Below are 19,161 nucleotides of genomic sequence, written 5' to 3'. Positions count from 1 at the left end.
CGCAGAAGTTTCTGATCAGACACAGAGTGTCGTTTCTGGTCCTCACTGGCGGTGGGTTTGGCAGTATCTTGTGGCAAATCGGGCTGATAGAGTCCGCGCAACGTGACGCTTTTGCAATCGCGCCGGGGATACCCGGGGCACGGAGACGATGACCTATGGCACTGGATACGGCAGATAAATCCCCCAAGAAAGGGGTGTGGAAATCGGGCAAGGGCAAGGGCCGCCGTCACACCAAGGGCCGTCAGTTGCAGGACCAGGCGTGGGATGAGGTCAAGGTGCTGTTGGGCGATGCGCCGCGCCGCGCCGATCTGCTGATCGAACATCTGCATAAGATTCAGGACCACTATGGCCATCTGTCGGCGGCGCATCTGCGCGCCCTGGCGGAAGAAATGCGCATGTCGATGGCCGAGATCTATGAGGTGGCCACCTTCTACGCCCATTTCGATGTGGTGAAGGAGGGAGAGGTGCCGCCCCCCGCGCTGACGATCCGGGTGTGTGATTCCCTGTCGTGCGAACTTGCGGGCGCGCAGGCGCTGAAAGCGGCACTGGAAGACGGACTCGATCCGGCTGAGGTGCGGGTTTTGCGGGCGCCCTGCATGGGGCGCTGTGACACGGCCCCGGTGCTGGAACTGGGGCATGCCCATATCGACCACGCGACGCCTGACAAGGTTCAGGCAGCGATTGCGGCCGGGGACACCCACGCCCATGTGCCTGCCTATCAGGACTATGCAGCCTATGTGGCCGAAGGCGGCTATGCCGCGCTCAAAGACTTGCGGACGCAAGGCGATTGGGAAGCGGTTCAGGACAAGGTTATGACCTCCGGCCTGCGTGGGTTGGGTGGTGCTGGCTTCCCGTCCGGCAAGAAGTGGGGCTTTGTACGGGCCAACGAGGGGCCGCGCTATCTGGCCGTGAACGGTGACGAGGGTGAGCCTGGAACATTCAAGGATCGCTACTACTTAGAGCGCGTTCCTCATCTTTTTCTTGAAGGTATGCTGATCGCCGCTTGGGCGGTTGAGGCAGAGACGGCCTTTATCTACATGCGGGATGAATACCCCGCTGTTCTGGAGATATTGCGCCGCGAGATCAAGGCGTTGGAAGAGGCCGGTATCGTGGAGCCCGGCTACATCGATCTGCGCCGGGGCGCCGGGGCCTATATTTGTGGCGAAGAGAGCGCGATGATCGAAAGCATCGAAGGCAAGCGCGGCATGCCGCGGCATCGCCCGCCGTTTGTCGCGCAGGTCGGCATCTTTGGCCGCCCGACGCTGGTGCACAATGTGGAAACCTTGCATTGGGTCGCGCGCATCTGCCGTGAGGGGCCAGAGGTGCTGAGCGCGACGGAGAAAAACGGCCGCAAAGGCCTGCGCAGCTATTCCGTTTCGGGCCGGGTTGCCGCGCCGGGCGTCTACCTGCTGCCTGCCGGATCGACGATCACCGACATTATCGAGGCCGCTGGCGGCATGGCAGAGGGCCATGTCTTCAAAGCCTACCAGCCGGGCGGGCCGTCCTCTGGATTGTTGCCAGCCTCCATCAATGACGTGCCGTTGGATTTCGACACCTTGCAGCCTTTGGGGAGCTTTATCGGGTCCGCTGCCGTGGTTGTTCTATCCGATCACGATTCGGCGCGGGCTGCGGCGTTGAACATGCTGCGCTTCTTCGAGGACGAAAGCTGTGGTCAGTGCACCCCCTGTCGGGTGGGCTGCGAAAAGGCGGTGAAACTGATGCAGCACGACAGTTGGGATCAGGATCTGCTGGAAGAGTTGAGCACGGCCATGGTGGATGCCTCCATCTGCGGGCTGGGGCAGGCGGCGCCGAACCCCATCCGACTGGTCATGAAGCATTTCCAGGACGAAATCTGAGACCGGGCGCGGCTCTTTCCCTCCGCTGAAAATCCCCTTAGATGAGGGCATAGGCTACGGGGGCAGGCATGGCGTTTTTCAAGAAGCTGAAGGATCGGTTGTTCAAGTCATCGTCCAAGATCGACGAGGGGCTTGAGGCGATTGTCGAAGAGGGTGGCGTTGAAGAGGCCGTCGCACCCGACGTGCCGGAGGCGCAGCCCGTCCAGGAAAGCCCCGAACGTCCCACAGAAGCACCGCAGCCAATCGACGCGCAGGTAGAGGTAGCAGCCGACGAGACCGTTGTATCCGATGAGGTGGTGTCTGCGCCGCTTGAAGCAGAGCCAGCCTTGACAGAAGCCACATCCGAAGAGGTACAGGAAGCTGTTGACCCACGCCCTACTGTGGAAGATTTTCAACCCGAACCCGAACCCGAACCCGAACCCGAACCCGAACCCGAACCCGAACCCGAACCCGAACCCGAACCCGAACCCGAACCCGAACCCGAACCCGAACCGACGGTTCTGCCGCGCAATCCCGCGCCGGTCGCCGAGGCGCTGACGCAAACGGCGCAACCAGAGGATAGCAAAAGGCCGGGCCTTCTTGGTCGGTTGATGGGCCGTTCTAGCGACAAAACCGTGGTGCGCCGCACGCTGGATGACGCGATGCTGGAGCAGCTGGAAGAACTGCTGATCACCGCCGATATGGGCGTGGATACGGCGCTGCGGGTTGTGGCGAACATGGCAGAGGGGCACTTGGGCCGGAAACTGTCGGTTCAGGAAATCAAGGAGCTTATGGCGGCGGAGATTGCCCGGATCATGGACCCGGTGGCCAAACCTCTGCCTCTTTATCCCCGTACACCGCAGGTGGTTTTGGTGGTTGGCGTCAACGGGTCCGGCAAAACCACTACGATTGGGAAACTGGCCAGCCAATTCCGCGCGGCAGGCAAGAAGGTCGTGATTGCGGCGGGTGACACGTTCCGCGCGGCGGCGGTCGAACAGTTGCAGGTCTGGGGGGAGCGCGCTGGCGTGCCTGTGCTCACGGCGCCCGAAGGCTCTGATCCGGCCAGCCTGGCGTTTGACGCAATGACCCAGGCGCAGGCCGATGGCGCGGACTTGCTGCTGATCGACACGGCGGGCCGTTTGCAGAACCGCACGGATCTGATGGAAGAGCTGGCCAAGATCGTGCGGGTGATCCGCAAGAAAGACGAGTCCGCACCGCACAACACGCTTCTGGTGCTGGATGCCACCACCGGCCAGAACGCGCTCAATCAGGTGAAGGTGTTCCGCGATATCTCGGACGTTTCGGGCCTGGTGATGACGAAGCTGGACGGCACCGCAAAGGGTGGCGTGCTGGTGGCACTGGCAGACAAGTTCGGCCTGCCGATCCATGCGATCGGCGTAGGAGAGCAGATCGACGATCTGGATGCCTTTGATCCGGAAGACTTTGCCGATGCCTTGATGGGTCTTGAGCGCGCATGATCACGAAGCAACGGTGGGCTGAAGCCCACCCTACCTGCCTGTCACGACCCTCTAAACCAGCAGGTAAGGTGGGCTTCAGGCCACCGATTGGCAGGGGCGCAGGGTGACGGACTGGCTGATTTCAATCGAAGGGACCGAAACAGGTCATCAGGTGGCGCTAGGGCTTGCCTTGATGGCGGCCTTTTTGCACGCGGTCTTTGGCGCGCTGCAAAAGGGCCGACATGATCCCTGGCTGACCCGCGGCGCCATTGATTTTTGCTACATGGCCATGGCGGTGCCCTTTGCCCTCTTCGTTGTGCCGTGGCCGGAAGCGCATATGTGGCCGATCTTTGCCGCCGTCTGGGTAATCCATGTGATCTATAAACTCTTGCAGGCCTGGGCCTATACCAAGGGGGCCTATACGGTCGTCTACCCGGTTGTGCGTGGCACCGGGCCGCTTTTTACGGTGATCGGCGCCTATCTGATCTTTGGTGAAACCTTCACGGGCGTTCAATGGATCGGCGTGGCGGTTTTGCTGGCCGGGATCTTTGGTCTCGCGATCTACAACATGGTGTTCCTGGTGTCAGAGCGGGAGACGCTGAACGCGGCGCTTGGGCTGGCGGTCCTGACCGGTCTCTTTGTGGCTCTCTATACGACCTATGACGCTTACGGCATCCGCGCAACGGCGAACCCTTTTACCTTCCTGGCTTGGTTTTTCATGATCGACGGGTTTTTCATGCCCTTTATCGCCGCCCTGCGCTGGGTCCGCATGACTGATCGGCCCACCTTGGGCCCGCTGATGGCGCGCGGCTTGGTTGGCGGGTTGGTTGCACCGCTCAGCTTTGGCGCTGTCATGATGGCCACGCGGCTCGACAAGGTGGGCGAGGCGGCCGTGCTGCGCGAAACCTCGACTGTTTTCGCGGCCGTGATCGGATGGCTGTTTCTGAAAGAAACCGTCGGCCCGCGACGGATTGCCCTGATGGCATTGATTGCGCTAGGGGCTGTGATAGTTGAGATGGGTGGATAGGAAGAGTTGATGGCAGACGCGAAACCGGTGAACCCGATTGTGAAACAGGTGCTCGAACTGGGGCCGACAATCCTGTTTTTCCTGATCTACCTGCGGATCAAGGAAGACACCTTCGTGATCGGCGGCACCGAGTACACAGGCTTCATCGTGGCCGCCCTGGTCTTTGTGCCGATCCTGCTGGTGGCCATGGCAATCCTCTGGCGGTTGACCGGACAGCTGAGCCGGATGCAGGTCTTTACGGCTGTCATGGTGATCTTTTTTGGCGGGCTGACCGCCTGGTTCAACGACGAGCGGTTCTTCAAGATGAAGACCACGATTGTCTATGGGCTGTTTGCCGCGCTGCTGGGCATCGGGCTGCTGCGGGGGCAATCCTATCTGGCCTATGTGATGAACGAGATGATGCCGATGCGGGAGGAAGGTTGGATGATCCTGACCCGCAGGCTCTGTGCGGCATTTGCCGCCCTTGCCGTGGCCAATGAAATCGTCTGGCGCACAATGTCCACGGATGCCTGGGTCAAGATCGAAACCTTTGGGTTCCCGGTGGCATTGATGGCTTTTCTGATGTGGCAGTTCACCACGCTGCAAAGCTATCTGATCACGGATGAAAGCGAAGACCCTAGCTAAACATCAACTCATCAGCCACCATTGACTTGACCGGCGGGCGAGGGCGCACCGAGTTGGGGCCGATGGCGCGTGCGACCTTGCGGGCCAGATCGACCGAAATCGCCGCCTCCAGGGCAAGGCGAAACCGCGAGCTGCGTTTGCATTTCTGGCGCAGATCCTCAAAGCGCCATTCCAGCACCTCTGCACCCGGCTCCAACCAGGTGGAGGCCGAACTGGGTTGCCCGATGAGAAAAGCAATCTCGCCCAGAAAGAACTGGGGCGGCATTATGAACTCGTTATCGCCTTTCTGCACCCGCGTCGCGCCGGAGATAACATAGTAAAGCCGCGAACCGGCTGTTCCCTCGGTGGTCACCTGCCGTTCATCATCGACCTTGTACCGATTTGCCAGCTTCATCAGACTGCGGAAATCTCCTGGTGGCAGGGGCGGGAAATCGCGGTAGATATCCGCATGCGCCCGCGGGACCGCCAACCGCGATCTGCGCGCGAGCAGGCTGGAGAGGCCGATCAGGTTCGCGGTACCAATCATCACGCTGACATAAATCGCCTCCCACAGGGGTGTGGCGGCGACGGTGGCATAGTACAGAATGTACACGGAGGTGCCGGTCAGGATTAAAAGGCGCAGCACGATCTGGTTGATGGTGACGAGCCCGGCCACATAAAGCGCGCCCGCCAGATAGACGAGTATTCCTGGCGAATACATCCACTCATTTACGGTCAATTTCGGCAGCCCTCAGAAACGTTTGGCGAGTTTGCGCCAAAATCCCGCGTTTAAGCAAAGAAAATCATCACCTTGTGCGCCAAAGTGCAGGATTTGCAGCGTGGCGTTGCAAATTACGCGCGGGCGTGAGGCGGCGCTGTGGCGCGACATCCCTGTGGTCTTCAGGCGTTCAGTACGCAGGTTCTTTGGGTTTGACGCCGGTCGAGGCGGTCTGAAACAACCCGATTCTGGTGCGCAAAACCTGAGCCGCTGCCGCAAGGGCGCTCGCGCCGAAGCCGTTGGGCAGGGCCTGCGCGGACGGTCTGACAAGGCGTGACCACCTGGGTTCCGGCGTGTCCGGCAAGAGCTTGGCCAGCTGTGTCTGCGGCAGGCCGTGGGGATCGCGCAGAAGCCGGGCATAGAGCGCCATTACGCCCGGGCGCCTGTAGCTGGACCAGTGGCACACGCGCCGTTCCGGCGGCGCGAGGGGCAGTCCCAGGGTCGCGAGACATGACAGCGTGTCCGGGCAGTCGAGTTGCAGGTTGACGACATTTGGCAGATCGATGCCGAGGCCGATGGCCCGATCTTGTCCGCCCGGCGCGGCAACCATACGTTCGAACGCCAGATCAAAAAGATCGTTTTCCCGGCTTGTGATGTTGAAGACTTCCGCCGAGCGCCCGGCCTGCGTGCGCAGCATTGCCTCCGCATGGCTGGTAAAACTTGCACCCGTCAGCAGCACCATGCGCTGAACGGCCTGCGACGGTAGGTGCCCAAGCGCGGACAGCGCGATTTCGACGCCCATGGAATGCGCGATGATGTGAACGGGCCTCTTGGGGGCTGCGCTTTTCAGAGCCTCCACCAGTTGTGCAAGGGCCCGCCCCAGATCTGCCGCCCGGCGGTGCACCTGCGCAAGCGGGCCGCGTGCGTACCAGCCAAAGGCAATGCCCAGACCCTCCTCTGGCAAGCCGGTATTGTATCCCAGCGACGCGGGCCAACCGTGCGCGCTGTCACGAAATATTTTCTTATGAGGACAATGGTTTATACTCTCAGGGGCGTATTTGTACCCATGGATCATGATGATCGCGGGGCCGGGTGCGGCGCGTGTCGCCCGGACTGCGTCAGGTACCGGTGTCGCCCCACGGTGCAGTGTCAGCATCCCGTCACGGGCGTTGATCCTGAGCAACGGCATGGCCTGCCCCTTCTACAAGATGTTGTGGTTGAGCTATCTCAAATGCATACGACAGGGGCATGAATTTACTGTTACAGCACCGTGACGGTGTTGACGCGCAACACCCTTTGTTCTAGCTGTGCCCGCGTGGCGATTTGTTACCGGATTGCGGGCCACTTTAAACATTCCGCTAAAAGGTCACCGATGAGGAAACCCCGTCGCGTTGACCGCGTCTGGGGTTTTTTTGTGCCCTATGAGGGCTGGAGATGAAGACATGACACGTGATTTGAAACCACGCTCCCGCGCCGTCCACAGTGGCACGCGCCGCAGCCAATATGGCGAAGTATCCGAGGCCATTTTTCTCACACAGGGGTTTGTCTACGACACGGCCGAGGCCGCCGAGGCGCGGTTTCTCGAAGCCGGACCGGATGAGTTTATCTACGCCCGCTACGGCAATCCGACAGTTGCGATGTTCGAAGAACGCATTGCCGCGCTGGAGGGGGCGGAAGACGCGTTTGCAACCGCCTCGGGCATGGCGGCGGTGTCCGGCGCGCTGACATCGATGCTCAAGGCCGGTGATCATGTCGTGTCCGCCCGCGCCTTGTTCGGGTCCTGTCTCTATGTCCTCGAAGAGGTGCTGAGCCGCTTTGGTGTCGAGGTGAGTTTTGTCGATGGCACCGATCTCGCGGCGTGGGAAGCGGCCATTCGGGACGACACCGCAGCGGTGTTTTTCGAATCCATTTCGAACCCAACGCTGCAGGTTGTGGATATCGCCGGTGTCGCCGCACTTGCCCACGCAAAAGGCGCCAAGGTACTGGTGGATAACGTTTTTGCGACGCCCGTCTGGTCAGACGCCGTGGCACAGGGTGCAGACGTGGTGATCTACTCTGCGACCAAACACATTGACGGGCAGGGTCGCGCGCTGGGGGGCGTGATCCTTGGCACGCAGGAGTTCATCCGCAAGACCGTTGAGCCTTACATGAAGCACACGGGCGGATCGATGAGCCCCTTCACCGCCTGGGTGATGCTTAAAGGATTGGAGACGCTCGATCTACGGGTCCGCGCCCAGACCACCAATGCAACCACCATCGCCGAGGCATTGCAGGGTCACGCAAAACTCTCGCGGGTGATCTACCCCGGCCATAACAGCCACGCGCAGCATGACTTGGTGCAGCGCCAGATGGGGCAGGGCGGCACGGTGTTGTCGATCGATCTGGACGCGGGCAAGGAGGCGGCCTTTCGCTTTCTGAACGCGATCGAGGTTGGTGTGATCTCCAACAATCTGGGGGATGCAAAAACCATCATGACCCACCCGGCCACCACGACCCACCAGCGTCTGCCGCAGGATCAGAAGGATGCCTTGGGGATCACGGACGGTCTGGTGCGTATCAGTGTTGGCATCGAGGACCCCGAGGACCTGGTGGCTGACATTCTGCAAGCGCTGGAGAAGGCCTGACGAAACTGACAACGCACGCCAAATTTTCCCCTTGTCAGGAATTTTGTGTGAAAACTGATCTTGTTGCTTGATCCTGACGTATTTGTGAGGAGAGTTGGCCGGGCCGCCTGCGCGCCCTATCTTTAAGCCAGACGCCGTCATGAGGGACATAGCGATGAACATCCACACACCCGTACTTGATGCCACACCGGATCGCGAGGAAGCAGAAACAGCACTCGCCATCCTCCGAAACTGGGCAAAAGGCGCGACGACCACTGAAATTCTCGAATTGGACCCGTCAGTTGCGCGGCTGATTCCGGGCAGCGACACGGTCGCCTATCCGGCGTTCTCACGGGACTACCCCGAAGATTTTGCAACCGATGACGGCTATAAATCCACGCTGCCCGATTTGCAGAACGGGCCGTCCAGCCTCATTCGTGGCGCGAAACAGCAGATCCAGCATGTGGGCATTTCGAATTTCCGGCTGCCCATCCGGTTTCACACCCGGGACAATGGCGATCTGACGCTGGAGACATCGGTAACCGGTTCTGTCAGCCTTGAGGCCGACAAAAAGGGCATCAACATGTCCCGGATCATGCGGTCGTTCTACAAACACGCTGAAGAGACCTTCAGTTTTGAGGTGATCGAGGGTGCGCTGGACGACTATATCACCGACCTGGAGAGTTTTGACGCACGCATCCAGATGCGGTTCAGCTTTCCGATGAAAGTCGACAGCCTGCGCTCCGGTCTGTCGGGCTATCAGTATTACGATATCGCGCTGGAACTGGTGGAGCAGGGCGGCGTGCGCAAGAAGATCATGCACCTCGACTATGTCTATTCGTCGACCTGCCCCTGTTCCCTGGAGTTGTCAGAACATGCGCGTGCCACCCGCGGGCAGCTGGCCACGCCACACTCGCAACGCTCTGTCGCGCGCGTGTCGGTGGAGATCGATGAAAACGCGGGATGTCTGTGGTTCGAGGATCTGATCGAAGCCTGCCGCCGCGCCGTGCCCACGGAAACGCAGGTCATGGTCAAGCGTGAGGACGAACAGGCCTTTGCCGAGCTGAACGCGGCCAACCCGATCTTTGTCGAAGATGCGGCGCGGCTGTTCTGCGAACAGATGCAGGCCGACGTGCGGGTCGGTGATTTCAGGATCATCGCCAGCCATCAGGAAAGCCTGCACAGCCACGACGCGGTCAGCATTCTGGTGGAAGGCGACACCTTCGCTGCCGAAAGCCTTGATCCAAAGCTTTTCAACACGCTGTTCCACGTCGGTTGATGTAATTCTTAAGAACCGGTAAAGCCGCGCCCTTCTCGGGTGCGGCTTTTTGCTGCGGCGCGGCATAATCCGATAGCGGCTATGCAGAAGTTGCAATTCTCATTTGAGAAGCAACCCCTTATGTTAGTCGCAACGGGAGGAGATTTAACACTAAGTAAGGATCTCCAATGGCGTATCAATCTACTCACATCGACAGCGGTTTCGGTCGTGCACTCCACGGTATCTACGGCGCAGTGCGCGGTTTCCTGTCCTCCGTCGGCACAGCGATGATCGTGTCGAGCTCTTACACCGCGCGCGTCAACAAGGTGCAGGCGCTGCAGGCGAAATCCGATGAAGAGCTGGCGGCGATGAACATTAAGCGTGACGATATCGTTCACCACGTCTTTCACGACCTCTATTACATCTGACGCGAGGGTGCGTATCGCATCCGCTTGACACTGCCGCTGCGCGCAGCCAACCCTGCGCGCATGTTGGACGTGCGCCCTGTTGGATATGTGATCGGATTGCTGGTTGCCGTGCTGGGCGCGGCGATGTTGCTGCCGATGCTGGTCGATATCGCGGAAGGCCGCGATCATTGGCCGGTTTTCATCCAGTCGGCACTGATTACCATGCTGGCGGGCGGGTTGATCGCGCTGGCCTGCGCCAATGGCGTCAAAGAGGGCCTCACGATCCAGCAGACCTTCCTGCTCACCACGGGCGTCTGGGTGGCCCTGCCGCTTTTTGGCGCCTTGCCCTTTGTCTTCGGCGCAACCGAGGCCCGCTTTGTCGATGCATTTTTCGAGGCGATGTCGGGGCTGACCACGACGGGCTCCACAGTTTTTTCCGGCCTGCAGGACCTACCCAAGGGGCTGCTGCTCTGGCGTGGCATCTTGCAGTGGCTGGGGGGCATCGGGATCATCGTTGTGGCGATGGTGTTCCTGCCCGAGCTGCGTGTCGGCGGCATGCAGATTTTCAAATCCGAATCCTTTGATACCATGGGAAAAATCCTGCCGCGCGCCGGGCAGATCGCCAGCCAGATTTCATCCATCTATCTGGGCCTGACCATGGCCTGCGCGCTCAGTTACCTTATTCTCGGGATGAACGCTTTTGACGCGACCGTGCATGCGCTGACCACGGTATCCACCGGCGGGTTCGCAAATTACGATGCCTCCTTCGGGGTCTTCAAAGGCAACCTTGAGATCGCGGCGTCGTTTTTCATGATCCTCGCAGCCCTGCCATTCGTGCGCTACGTGCAGCTGATCAATGGGCAGTCCGCCCCGCTCTGGCGGGACAGCCAGATACGCGTCTTTGTCCTGACACTCTTCGTCATCGTGGCCATCATGGCGACCGTTCTGTTCCAGCTGTTCCCGCAAGACTGGGGCAAGTCATCCCGTGAGGCGCTGTTCAACGTGACCTCGATCATGACGGGCACCGGCTATGCCTCCGCCAACTACATGACCTGGGGCGCCTTGCCGATCTCGATGTTCTTTTTCATCGGTTTGATCGGGGGCTGTGCGGGCTCCACCACCTGTTCGATCAAGGTCTTTCGCTACCAACTGCTCTTTGCCTCCATCAAGATGCAGTTGCGGCGCATCCGCTCGCCCAATGGTGTCTTTGTCGTGCGCTATGACAAGCGCCCGGTGAGCGAGGATGTCCTGAGTTCGGTGATCTCCTTTTTCATGTTCTTCGTGGTGACGCTGGGGCTTCTCGCCGTCGCGCTCAGCCTGACCGGTCTCGATTTCATCACATCGCTCTCCGGAGCCGCCACGGCCCTCTCCAACGTCGGCCCCGGCCTTGGGGACAGGATCGGCCCGGCGGGCAATTTTTCCGGCCTGAACGATACCGCCAAATGGCTGTTGTCTCTGGCCATGCTGCTGGGACGCCTCGAACTTCTGGCGGTTTACGCCATCCTGACCGTTAGCTTCTGGAGAGACTGATATGCAAAGGCCGCTGGGCGCGCAGATTTCGCACATGCTCAAGGACCGTGGGGTCGATGTGATCTTTGGCATTCCTGGTGTGCACAATCAGGAAATGTACCGGGGCATCGAAGAGGCGGGGATCACCCATGTGCTGGCGCGTCATGAACAGGGGGCGGGTTTCATGGCGGATGGCTATGCGCGGGCGACCGGCAAGCCCGGGGTGGCCTATGTGATCACCGGGCCGGGTCTGTGCAATATCATGACGCCGATGGGGCAGGCCTATTCGGATTCCGTCCCGATGCTGGTCATATCCAGTTGCCTTGATGAGGTCGCGGATCGCAAGGGCCAGCTGCACCAGATGAAAGACCAGCGCGCGGCGGCAGAAACCGTCTGTGACTGGTCCGAGGAGGCGCAGTCTGCGGATGCCGCCTATGCGCTGGTGGCGCGCGCCTTTGCGGAGTTTCAGGCGCAAAGCCCTCTGCCAAAGCACATCCAGGTACCGATTGCACAGCTTGTCGCAGAGGCCGATCCTGCGCCCGCTGCGGCACCGGCCATGCGCCAGCCTGCCGTCCATCAGGACGCGGTGGCGGCGGCTGCACAGCACATCAAAAACGCGCAACGTCCCCTGTTTGTCTTTGGAGGCGGTGCCGTTTCGGCTGGTGGCCAAGGTGGCCCGGCGCGCGCGGTTCTTGAGAGGTCGAAAGCTGCATCCTTTACCAGCTATGCCGGGCGCGGGATCGTCGCGCCCGACGATCCACTGCATTTCGGGGCGTCCCTGGCGCGCCCGGGCAGTGCTGACGTCTTTGCCCAAGCCGATCTTGCGATCTTTGTCGGGACAGATCTGGCCGAAGTGGACCTGTGGCGCGCGGAGCCCGGCCATGCCTGTCCGGCCATCTACGTCAATCTTGATCCGCAGGTGCTCGCGCGCGCACGTGCGGCGGATGAAGTCCATCAGGCAGATGCCCGTGTCTGGCTGACCGCGCTTGCGGCGACGCTGGAGACGGAGACGGCAAAGACGGCATGGCGCGCGGAGGACATTGCCAGCACTCGCGCCCGTTGGCGGGGGGAAACAGATGCGGAGCGCCCCGGCATCGTGCCCATCTGTGATGCACTGCGCGACGTCGTACCTGTGGACACGATGATCTATTCCGACATGACCCAGTTTGCCTATGTGGCCAAGGAGGTCTGGGACATGGACCGTCCCGGTCACTGGCACCATCCTTACGGATTTGGCACGCTGGGCTATGCAACGCCTGCGGCGATTGGCGGGGCCGTGGCCCGGCGGGGATTGCCGACGATGGCGATTATTGGCGACTATGGCTTCCACTACACGATGCAGGAACTGGGTGTCGCGGTTGAGCTTGGCCTGTCGTTGCCGATCATCCTGTGGGACAACGGCAAGCTGAAAGAGATCGAGGACAGCATGGTCCGTGCGCAGATCGCACCGAACGCAGTTGTCGCCCAGAACCCGGATTTCTGTAAGCTGGCGGAGGCCTTTGGGGCCCGCTCGGCGGCTCCGAAAAGCCTTGAGGCTCTTCAGAATGCCGTGACTGAGGCTTTTGCGGCGCAGGGCCCGACGCTGATCTACATCGCGCCGGATCTGGCCGGTTATTGATAGTCGGAATAGGCGCGTTGAATGAGGCGCCGTGCGCAACCCTCATGCGCGGTATTCACGATCAGATACCATACGGTTTCGCCCGGACGGCCCGCACGGGAATACTGGCAGTTGTCCGGCGACGTCCACCATTGCCCGCGATAGTTTGCAGGCGGCATCATCGGCGACGTGTGGGTCACCAGCGTCGCTTTGGTTGAACCAGCCGCGGTTCCTTCAGCGGAAGCCGGCAGCATCAGCACCGAGCCAAGGGCCAGCGCCATAACGTGTTTAAGCATCTCAACTCACTCCATGCTCGTAGCTAAATACGATGCGCCCCCACGCGAGCAGAGAATGGCGTTCGGGGATTAACGCATCGCAAAGGATGGGCGTGAGATGACCCTTTCTTTAGGGCGGATTTGAGACGATTTTGTGCTTATTCCCAGCAACTGACCAGCACGGTCATGCCCACGGCACGGGTGGTGATGTCCTCTGGCGCCAGCGTTTCCGTGCCGCTCAGCGCGCCCGGCACCAGACCCGCCTTTTCCATCACCTGCGCGATGGCGGACCCTGCGAGGGCAAAGGTCACTTCCTTGGGCAATTGCCGTTCGCCACCGCCACGCGGCAGCAGCATGCCCAGCACGTTCCCATTGGCGTCAAAGACCGGGCCACCGGCATCGCCGGGCAGACTTGTCAGGCTGAGACGGCTCAGGTCCTGCTCGCCGCGCAGCCCCTTCAGATCGGCCAGTGTGCCAAAGGTCATGCTGGGCGCTTCCAAGATGCCTTCATAAGAATACCCTGCCACGGCCACGTCGGATTGAAGCCGCGGTGGGATCGCGCTGAACTGCGCGACCTGCGGCGGGGCAAGCGTCTGGGCGGGTTTCAGGATGGCGATGCCCAATCCGGCGTCCACCGTACTCAGTTCGGCCTCGATTTCCTCATCCAGCGTGATCCGCGTGCAGCTTTGCACCGCATCGGATGTGGTGGCCACCGCGCCACGCCCATCCACGTAAAATCCGGACCGGGACAGGCGCGGTTTACGAATTTGCAGGCCCGCGATCAGATCGATCTGCTGGCCCGCTGCATCGCCTGCTGCCGCATCCAGCACACCGGGCAGCCGGGTAAAGCTCGCCTGCATCTCGGCCAGAACGCGCGTCCGCCGTTCCTCGTCGCCCGCAGGCCAGATCAGCGTGAAGCCCTTGATCTGCCCGCCTTCCAGGCGCGCACGCGTTTCGCTGACGATTTCGTCGTTCCGTCCGATGAGCATAAAGCTGTCGCGGTCCAGAGAGCGTTCGCCCTCCAGCGGCACGATCTCCAGCGTCTGCATGATCTGGTAGAGGCCGGTGAGCGTGTTTCGATCGCCTGCCTGGCTGATCAGCAGAACCCGCGCGACCCCGTCATCCTTTGCGTTGAACTGAGCAAAGGGGGGCTCATAACGATCCAGTGCGACAAGCGCCGTCGGCAGCACCAGTTCGATCCCGGTTTTGCTGTCTGTCACGCGCTGCAGATCCAATCCTTCGAGCACAGCGTTGTACTGTCCGAGCAGCGCCGCGCGCTGCGCCGTTGTCAAAATGCCGGTGTCCTCGAACCCGTTGGCACTCTGCCAAGCGGCCATCGAACTGCGCGTGCCCCGGCCAAAAGCGCCATCAATCGCGGCGTCGTAAAACCCGGCCCATTGCAGCGCGATTTGCAGGCCGCGGCGTTCCTCGGCAGTAAGGGTCCGTTCGCTGCGGCGGGCCTCGGCAGGTGTCTCATCGGGCACGGCAATGACCTGCTCCAGCACTTCTGGCGTTTCTTCGGTCGGGGCAGGTTGTTCCTCTGCGGTGATCTCAGGGGTTTGTTGCGGTGCCGGGGATGTCAGCGCGCCGCGCCGCAACAAATCCGCACCCTGCGGGTAGAACTGCTGACGCAACGACGTACTGAAGGCGATGTAGCTGTCGCGCGGGATCAGCCCTTCGGCACGGTAAACACGCAAAACCTGCTGTGCATCTTCGGTGGTATAGGGGCCCAGCACGATGCCGAACCACCCGCCCCCCAGGGCAAAGCCGTTCACATCTTCGAGCCTGCGGGCGTAATCCTCCGCCCGCTCAAGCCCGTCCTGCAGGTTCGGTTGTGCTTCGATCTGCACCCAGACCACCGCATCCGCAGACTGCGCGTCTGCGCCCTGTCCGACCGTGGCAAAAAGCGCCACACATACCATTAAAAACCGCATCATTTGACCGCTCACCTCTGGGCTTTGGAAATCCGGCATACATAATCAGGAAAACGCTCTGTTTACCATATGATGAAGGCTCAAAATATCAGCCGTGGCGCGATTGACGCACCCGGCACACACACGTAGGAAAGGCGCGCAAGACCAGCCCGAGGCACCACCCCCATGTCCGATACGACAACTGCGCCGAAATCCTTTCAGGAAATCATCCTGCGGCTCCAGAATTACTGGGCGGCCAAGGGCTGTGCGGTGCTGCAACCCTATGACATGGAAGTGGGCGCAGGAACCTTTCACCCCGCGACGACCCTGCGCTCGTTGGGCAAGCAACCCTGGGCTGCGGCCTACGTGCAGCCGTCGCGCCGCCCGACAGACGGGCGCTATGGCGAGAACCCGAACCGGCTGCAGCACTACTATCAATACCAGGTGCTGATCAAACCCAGCCCGCCCGATCTGCAGGATCTCTACCTCGGCTCGCTGGAGGCTATCGGCATCGATATGGCGCTGCATGACATCCGTTTTGTCGAAGATGACTGGGAAAGCCCGACACTGGGCGCCTGGGGCTTGGGCTGGGAGGTCTGGTGCGATGGGATGGAGGTGAGCCAGTTCACCTATTTCCAACAGGTTGGTGGGCATGACTGCCACCCCGTGTCGGGCGAGCTGACCTATGGTCTGGAACGGCTGGCGATGTATGTGCTGGGCGTTGATCATGTGATGGACATGCCCTTCAACGATCCGTCGCTCCGCAGGGGCGCTGACGGCAGAGAAGTTTCACCGATCCCGCTCAGCTATGGCGATGTGTTCAAGCAGACCGAAGAGGAATACGCGCGCTGGAATTTCGACGTTGCGGATACAGACGTGCTGCTGCGTCACTTCGACGAGGCAGAGACGCACTGCCGCGAAATCCTCGATGCGCCCTATGACGATCCCAAGACCGGTAAGCGCATCATCATGGTGCATCCGGCCTATGACCAATGCATCAAGGCCAGCCATCTGTTCAACCTGCTCGATGCGCGCGGCGTGATCTCGGTGACCGAACGGCAGGCCTATATCGGGCGGGTGCGGGCGCTCTCAAAGATGTGCGCCGATGCCTTCGTGCAGACCCGCTCCGGCGGCTGGCAACCGGATAGCGCTGCATGAATGGCAAAATCGTCGGCAGCGTCATCGTGATCTCTGCGCTGGTGGCGGGAGCCGCGCTCTACTACCTGCAAATCTATGGGTTCTACGAAGAAGCCTCTGCCGAACTGCCGCAGGTGCAGCTGGTCTCGCTGACCTCGGATCAGCCGGAACCCATTCGGGCAGAGGCGATTCAGGCGATTGATGCCGACAGCTCGCCGATCCGGTTCCGGGCCTGTTTCCAGACGCCCTCAAGCCTGCCGATGTTGACCGAAACCTATGTGGGATTGGCGCGCGCCACCCCGCGCAACGCACCGCCCTGGTTTGATTGCTTTGATGCCGCCGCCATTGCTGCCGAGCTTACGGCGGGGACGGCCTTGCCTTTCCTGGGTCAGAAAAACGTGGCCTTTGGCGTGGACCGCATCGTGGTGATCACCGATGACGGGCGCGGCTATATCTGGCACGAGCTGAACGATTGTGGCGAAAAAGCCTACGACGGAACGATTGTGGGCGAGGAATGCCCCAGACTGGATGAAAACTGATGCCCGACCTGTTGATCGAACTCTTCTCCGAGGAAATTCCCGCGCGCATGCAGCGTCGCGCCGCGCAGGATCTGAAAAAGCTGGTCACGGATGGCATGGTCGAGGCGGGTCTGACCTATGCGTCGGCGGCGGAGTTTTCGACGCCGCGTCGTCTGGCGCTGACCATCGACGGCGTGCTGGCCAACAGCCCGACAACGGTCGAGGAGCGTAAGGGCCCGCGCGCCGATGCCCCCGAAAAGGCGATCGAAGGCTTCCTGCGCGGTGCCGGGCTGACACGCGACCAGTTGGAAGAGCGTGAGACACCCAAAGGCCCCGTGCTGTTTGCGCGTATCGAGAAACGGGGGCAGCCCGCGGCGGAGATCGTCGCGGAAGTGTTGGAAAAGACGATCCGTACCTTTCCCTGGCCGAAGTCCATGCGCTGGGGCGCGGGCGCTTTGCGGTGGGTGCGCCCCCTGCATTCCATCCTCTGCATCCTGAGCGACGAGGCCGGGGCAGAGGTGGTGCCGCTGGAGATCGAGGGGATCGTTGCGGGGGATCGAACCGCGGGGCATCGGTTCATGTCGCCTGACCGGTTTTCCGTCGTGACTTTCGATGACTACACGGCAAAGCTCAAGCGTGCCTACGTCGTGCTCGACCCCGCTGAACGCGCGGATGCAATCTGGCATGACGCCACCAATATGGCCTTTGCCAGCGGTCTGGAGGTGGTCGAGGACAAGGGACTTTTGGCAGAGGTCAGCGGGTTGGTCGAATGGCCCGTGGTGTTGATGGGCCGGATCGCCGATGACTTTCTGGACCTGCCGCCAGAGGTGCTGCAGACCTCGATGAAAGAACATCAGAAGTTCTTCTCCGTCCGCAACCCGAAAACCGGGCGGATCGAGCGTTTCATCACCGTGGCCAACCGCGAGACGGCGGACAATGGCGCGACCATTCTGGCGGGCAACGAAAAGGTGCTCTCGGCCCGGTTGGCGGATGCGAAGTTCTTCTGGGAGAACGACCTGCGCGTGGCCAAGGCGGGGATGGAACCGTGGCTGGAGCAGCTGAAAAACGTGACCTTTCACGCCAAGCTCGGCACGCAAGCGGAGCGGATCGACCGCATCGCCGCGCTGGCGCGCGAACTGGCCCCGATGGTGGGGGCGGATGCTGATCAAGCCGAACGCGCGGCACGGCTGGCGAAGGCCGATTTGAGTTCCGAAATGGTTTACGAATTCCCAGAACTTCAAGGGCTTATGGGGCGTTATTACATTGCAGCGGCGGGTGAAGAGGCTGCGATTGCGGCCGCGGCCGAGGAACACTATTCGCCGCTGGGGCCGTCTGATGATGTGCCGACCGCTCCGGTTTCGGTGGCCGTGGCGCTTGCGGATAAGATCGATACGCTGACGGGCTTTTGGGCGATTGACGAGAAACCGACTGGGAGTAAGGACCCTTTCGCGCTGAGAAGGGCGGCTTTGGGTGGCATTCGGTTAGTGTTGGATAACAGGCTCAGTTTGAAACTCTTGAAGCTCTTCTCCCAATCTATTGATGAGCATTTCTCTCATTTGAAAAAGGAGTGGGAAGATCCTGAATGGCAGGCTGATATTGACGCTATGAAACGTGTTGGAGCTAAGTCACTTGATGAATTCTATGAACTCCAAGCTGCGCTTCGTGAAAAGCATACGTCTCAGAAAGAGCGTGACGCTAGTCGGCGGGCATTCATGGAACATATAGCAGCTTTTGACGTTCAAAAATTCGTGTCACACGAGGATGAGTTACTTACCTTCCTCCATGACCGCCTCAAAGTCTACCTGCGCGACCAAGGCATCCGCCATGACATCATCGACGCCTGTATCGCGATGGAGGGGAATGACGATCTGACCTTGCTGGTGAAGCGCGCGCGGGCGCTGTCGGACGCGCTCAAAACCGAGGATGGGGAAAACCTCATTCAGGGCTTCAAGCGGGCCAACAATATCCTGACGCAGGCCGAAGCGGCGGATGGGGTGGAGTATTCCTACGGCGCCGATGTCAAGTTCGCAGAGACCGACGAAGAACGCGCGCTCTTTGCCGCTTTGGACCAGGCCGAGGCACAGATCGAACCGGCGCTGCAACAGCAGGATTTTGCCACGGCCATGACCGCACTTGCGGGACTGCGCGGCCCGATTGATGCGTTTTTCGAGGCGGTGATGATCAATGCCGATAACGCCACGGTGCGGCGCAACCGGCTGAACCTGCTGAGCCGGATCACGAAACTCTGCACATCCGTCGCCGATCTGACGCGCATCGAGGGCTGAGACTGGGCCCGTCCAACGG

At 60.9% G+C, this 19,161-nt stretch carries 16 protein-coding genes and 1 riboswitch; of the genes, 12 read left to right on the top strand and 4 right to left on the bottom strand.

The window, feature by feature from the left end:
- Positions 1–155 precede the first annotated feature (155 nt).
- From ISX84_RS20945 to ISX84_RS20930, 4 genes are all read left to right on the top strand, one after another.
- Complete coding sequence (locus ISX84_RS20945) at positions 156–1,856, top strand: NAD(P)H-dependent oxidoreductase subunit E (RefSeq protein WP_195822363.1); 1,701 nt, start codon at positions 156–158, stop codon at positions 1,854–1,856.
- A gap of 68 nt (positions 1,857–1,924) precedes the next feature.
- Positions 1,925–3,313 carry a signal recognition particle-docking protein FtsY gene (ftsY, locus tag ISX84_RS20940; RefSeq protein ID WP_195822362.1) on the top strand — a complete coding sequence of 463 codons (1,389 nt, stop codon included), beginning with the start codon at positions 1,925–1,927 and terminating at the stop codon, positions 3,311–3,313.
- A gap of 103 nt (positions 3,314–3,416) precedes the next feature.
- Positions 3,417–4,319 (top strand): EamA family transporter, encoded by a 903-nt coding sequence (locus ISX84_RS20935; RefSeq protein WP_195822361.1) that lies wholly within the window; start codon positions 3,417–3,419, stop codon positions 4,317–4,319.
- A 9-nt stretch (positions 4,320–4,328) separates the two neighbouring features.
- The gene (locus ISX84_RS20930; protein WP_195822360.1) at positions 4,329–4,943 is read left to right on the top strand and encodes an inner membrane-spanning protein YciB; all 615 of its coding nucleotides are present in this window, start codon (positions 4,329–4,331) and stop codon (positions 4,941–4,943) included.
- Here the strand turns inward: ISX84_RS20930 and ISX84_RS20925 are convergent.
- Together ISX84_RS20925 and ISX84_RS20920 are read right to left on the bottom strand one after the other, a co-directional pair.
- Positions 4,936–5,661 (bottom strand): Crp/Fnr family transcriptional regulator, encoded by a 726-nt coding sequence (locus ISX84_RS20925; RefSeq protein WP_229884473.1) that lies wholly within the window; start codon positions 5,659–5,661, stop codon positions 4,936–4,938. The genes ISX84_RS20930 and ISX84_RS20925 overlap by 8 nt on opposite strands.
- A gap of 169 nt (positions 5,662–5,830) precedes the next feature.
- Complete coding sequence (locus ISX84_RS20920; RefSeq protein ID WP_195822359.1) at positions 5,831–6,829, bottom strand: alpha/beta hydrolase; 999 nt, start codon at positions 6,827–6,829, stop codon at positions 5,831–5,833.
- 116 nt (positions 6,830–6,945) lie between these two features.
- Positions 6,946–7,022, top strand: a riboswitch (SAM riboswitch).
- A 60-nt stretch (positions 7,023–7,082) separates the two neighbouring features.
- Between ISX84_RS20920 and metZ the strand changes: the two genes are divergently transcribed.
- The 5 genes from metZ (at position 7,083) to ISX84_RS20895 (ending at position 13,035) form a co-directional block, all read left to right on the top strand.
- Positions 7,083–8,264 carry an O-succinylhomoserine sulfhydrylase gene (gene metZ / locus ISX84_RS20915; protein ID WP_195822358.1) on the top strand — a complete coding sequence of 394 codons (1,182 nt, stop codon included), beginning with the start codon at positions 7,083–7,085 and terminating at the stop codon, positions 8,262–8,264.
- A 154-nt stretch (positions 8,265–8,418) separates the two neighbouring features.
- The gene (gene folE2, locus ISX84_RS20910; RefSeq protein ID WP_195822357.1) at positions 8,419–9,522 is read left to right on the top strand and encodes a GTP cyclohydrolase FolE2; all 1,104 of its coding nucleotides are present in this window, start codon (positions 8,419–8,421) and stop codon (positions 9,520–9,522) included.
- A 167-nt stretch (positions 9,523–9,689) separates the two neighbouring features.
- On the top strand, positions 9,690–9,929 hold the full coding sequence (locus ISX84_RS20905; protein WP_195822356.1) for a hypothetical protein: 240 nt from the start codon (positions 9,690–9,692) through the stop codon (positions 9,927–9,929).
- Positions 9,930–9,989: 60 nt separating this feature from the next.
- Complete coding sequence (locus ISX84_RS20900; RefSeq protein ID WP_195822413.1) at positions 9,990–11,438, top strand: TrkH family potassium uptake protein; 1,449 nt, start codon at positions 9,990–9,992, stop codon at positions 11,436–11,438.
- 1 nt (position 11,439) lies between these two features.
- Entirely contained in the window at positions 11,440–13,035 is a 1,596-nt protein-coding gene (locus ISX84_RS20895) for a thiamine pyrophosphate-binding protein (protein ID WP_195822355.1), read from the top strand.
- Here ISX84_RS20895 and ISX84_RS20890 read toward each other — a convergent pair.
- Together ISX84_RS20890 and ISX84_RS20885 are read right to left on the bottom strand one after the other, a co-directional pair.
- Complete coding sequence (locus ISX84_RS20890) at positions 13,029–13,310, bottom strand: hypothetical protein (RefSeq protein WP_195822354.1); 282 nt, start codon at positions 13,308–13,310, stop codon at positions 13,029–13,031. The two genes, ISX84_RS20895 and ISX84_RS20890, sit on opposite strands and share 7 nt — an antisense overlap.
- A gap of 137 nt (positions 13,311–13,447) precedes the next feature.
- Positions 13,448–15,226 (bottom strand): serine protease, encoded by a 1,779-nt coding sequence (locus ISX84_RS20885; RefSeq protein ID WP_195822353.1) that lies wholly within the window; start codon positions 15,224–15,226, stop codon positions 13,448–13,450.
- Between the two features lie 162 nt (positions 15,227–15,388).
- On the opposite strand from ISX84_RS20885, the gene ISX84_RS20880 reads away from it, so the two are divergent.
- From ISX84_RS20880 to glyS, 3 genes are read left to right on the top strand one after another with little or no spacing between them, the layout of a single operon-like run.
- Positions 15,389–16,360 (top strand): glycine--tRNA ligase subunit alpha, encoded by a 972-nt coding sequence (locus ISX84_RS20880; protein ID WP_195822352.1) that lies wholly within the window; start codon positions 15,389–15,391, stop codon positions 16,358–16,360.
- Positions 16,357–16,878, top strand: coding sequence for a DUF6446 family protein (locus ISX84_RS20875; RefSeq protein ID WP_195822351.1), 522 nt, complete (start codon positions 16,357–16,359; stop codon positions 16,876–16,878). The genes ISX84_RS20880 and ISX84_RS20875 overlap by 4 nt, the downstream gene beginning before the upstream one ends.
- Positions 16,878–19,142, top strand: coding sequence for a glycine--tRNA ligase subunit beta (gene glyS / locus ISX84_RS20870; RefSeq protein WP_195822350.1), 2,265 nt, complete (start codon positions 16,878–16,880; stop codon positions 19,140–19,142). The genes ISX84_RS20875 and glyS overlap by 1 nt, the downstream gene beginning before the upstream one ends.
- Positions 19,143–19,161 lie beyond the last annotated feature (19 nt).

It is taken from the genome of Roseobacter sp. MH60115, assembly GCF_015644665.1.
In the GTDB taxonomy this organism is placed as follows: Bacteria; Pseudomonadota; Alphaproteobacteria; order Rhodobacterales; family Rhodobacteraceae; genus Roseobacter.
The sequence above is the reverse complement of the archived record's forward strand: the minus strand, read 5'-3'. Positions and strand labels throughout refer to the sequence as shown.

Excerpts from the sequence above, each read along its gene's own strand:
- ISX84_RS20945 (WP_195822363.1), top strand. The coding sequence starts at position 156 with ATGGCACTGGATACGGCAGATAAATCCCCCAAGAAAGGGGTGTGGAAA.
- ftsY (WP_195822362.1), top strand. The coding sequence starts at position 1,925 with ATGGCGTTTTTCAAGAAGCTGAAGGATCGGTTGTTCAAGTCATCGTCC.
- ISX84_RS20930 (WP_195822360.1), top strand. The coding sequence starts at position 4,329 with ATGGCAGACGCGAAACCGGTGAACCCGATTGTGAAACAGGTGCTCGAA.
- ISX84_RS20920 (WP_195822359.1), bottom strand. The coding sequence starts at position 6,829 with ATGCCGTTGCTCAGGATCAACGCCCGTGACGGGATGCTGACACTGCAC.
- metZ (WP_195822358.1), top strand. The coding sequence starts at position 7,083 with ATGACACGTGATTTGAAACCACGCTCCCGCGCCGTCCACAGTGGCACG.
- folE2 (WP_195822357.1), top strand. The coding sequence starts at position 8,419 with ATGAACATCCACACACCCGTACTTGATGCCACACCGGATCGCGAGGAA.
- ISX84_RS20905 (WP_195822356.1), top strand. The coding sequence starts at position 9,690 with ATGGCGTATCAATCTACTCACATCGACAGCGGTTTCGGTCGTGCACTC.
- ISX84_RS20900 (WP_195822413.1), top strand. The coding sequence starts at position 9,990 with ATGTTGGACGTGCGCCCTGTTGGATATGTGATCGGATTGCTGGTTGCC.
- ISX84_RS20895 (WP_195822355.1), top strand. The coding sequence starts at position 11,440 with ATGCAAAGGCCGCTGGGCGCGCAGATTTCGCACATGCTCAAGGACCGT.
- ISX84_RS20890 (WP_195822354.1), bottom strand. The coding sequence starts at position 13,310 with ATGCTTAAACACGTTATGGCGCTGGCCCTTGGCTCGGTGCTGATGCTG.
- ISX84_RS20885 (WP_195822353.1), bottom strand. The coding sequence starts at position 15,226 with ATGATGCGGTTTTTAATGGTATGTGTGGCGCTTTTTGCCACGGTCGGA.
- ISX84_RS20880 (WP_195822352.1), top strand. The coding sequence starts at position 15,389 with ATGTCCGATACGACAACTGCGCCGAAATCCTTTCAGGAAATCATCCTG.
- ISX84_RS20875 (WP_195822351.1), top strand. The coding sequence starts at position 16,357 with ATGAATGGCAAAATCGTCGGCAGCGTCATCGTGATCTCTGCGCTGGTG.
- glyS (WP_195822350.1), top strand. The coding sequence starts at position 16,878 with ATGCCCGACCTGTTGATCGAACTCTTCTCCGAGGAAATTCCCGCGCGC.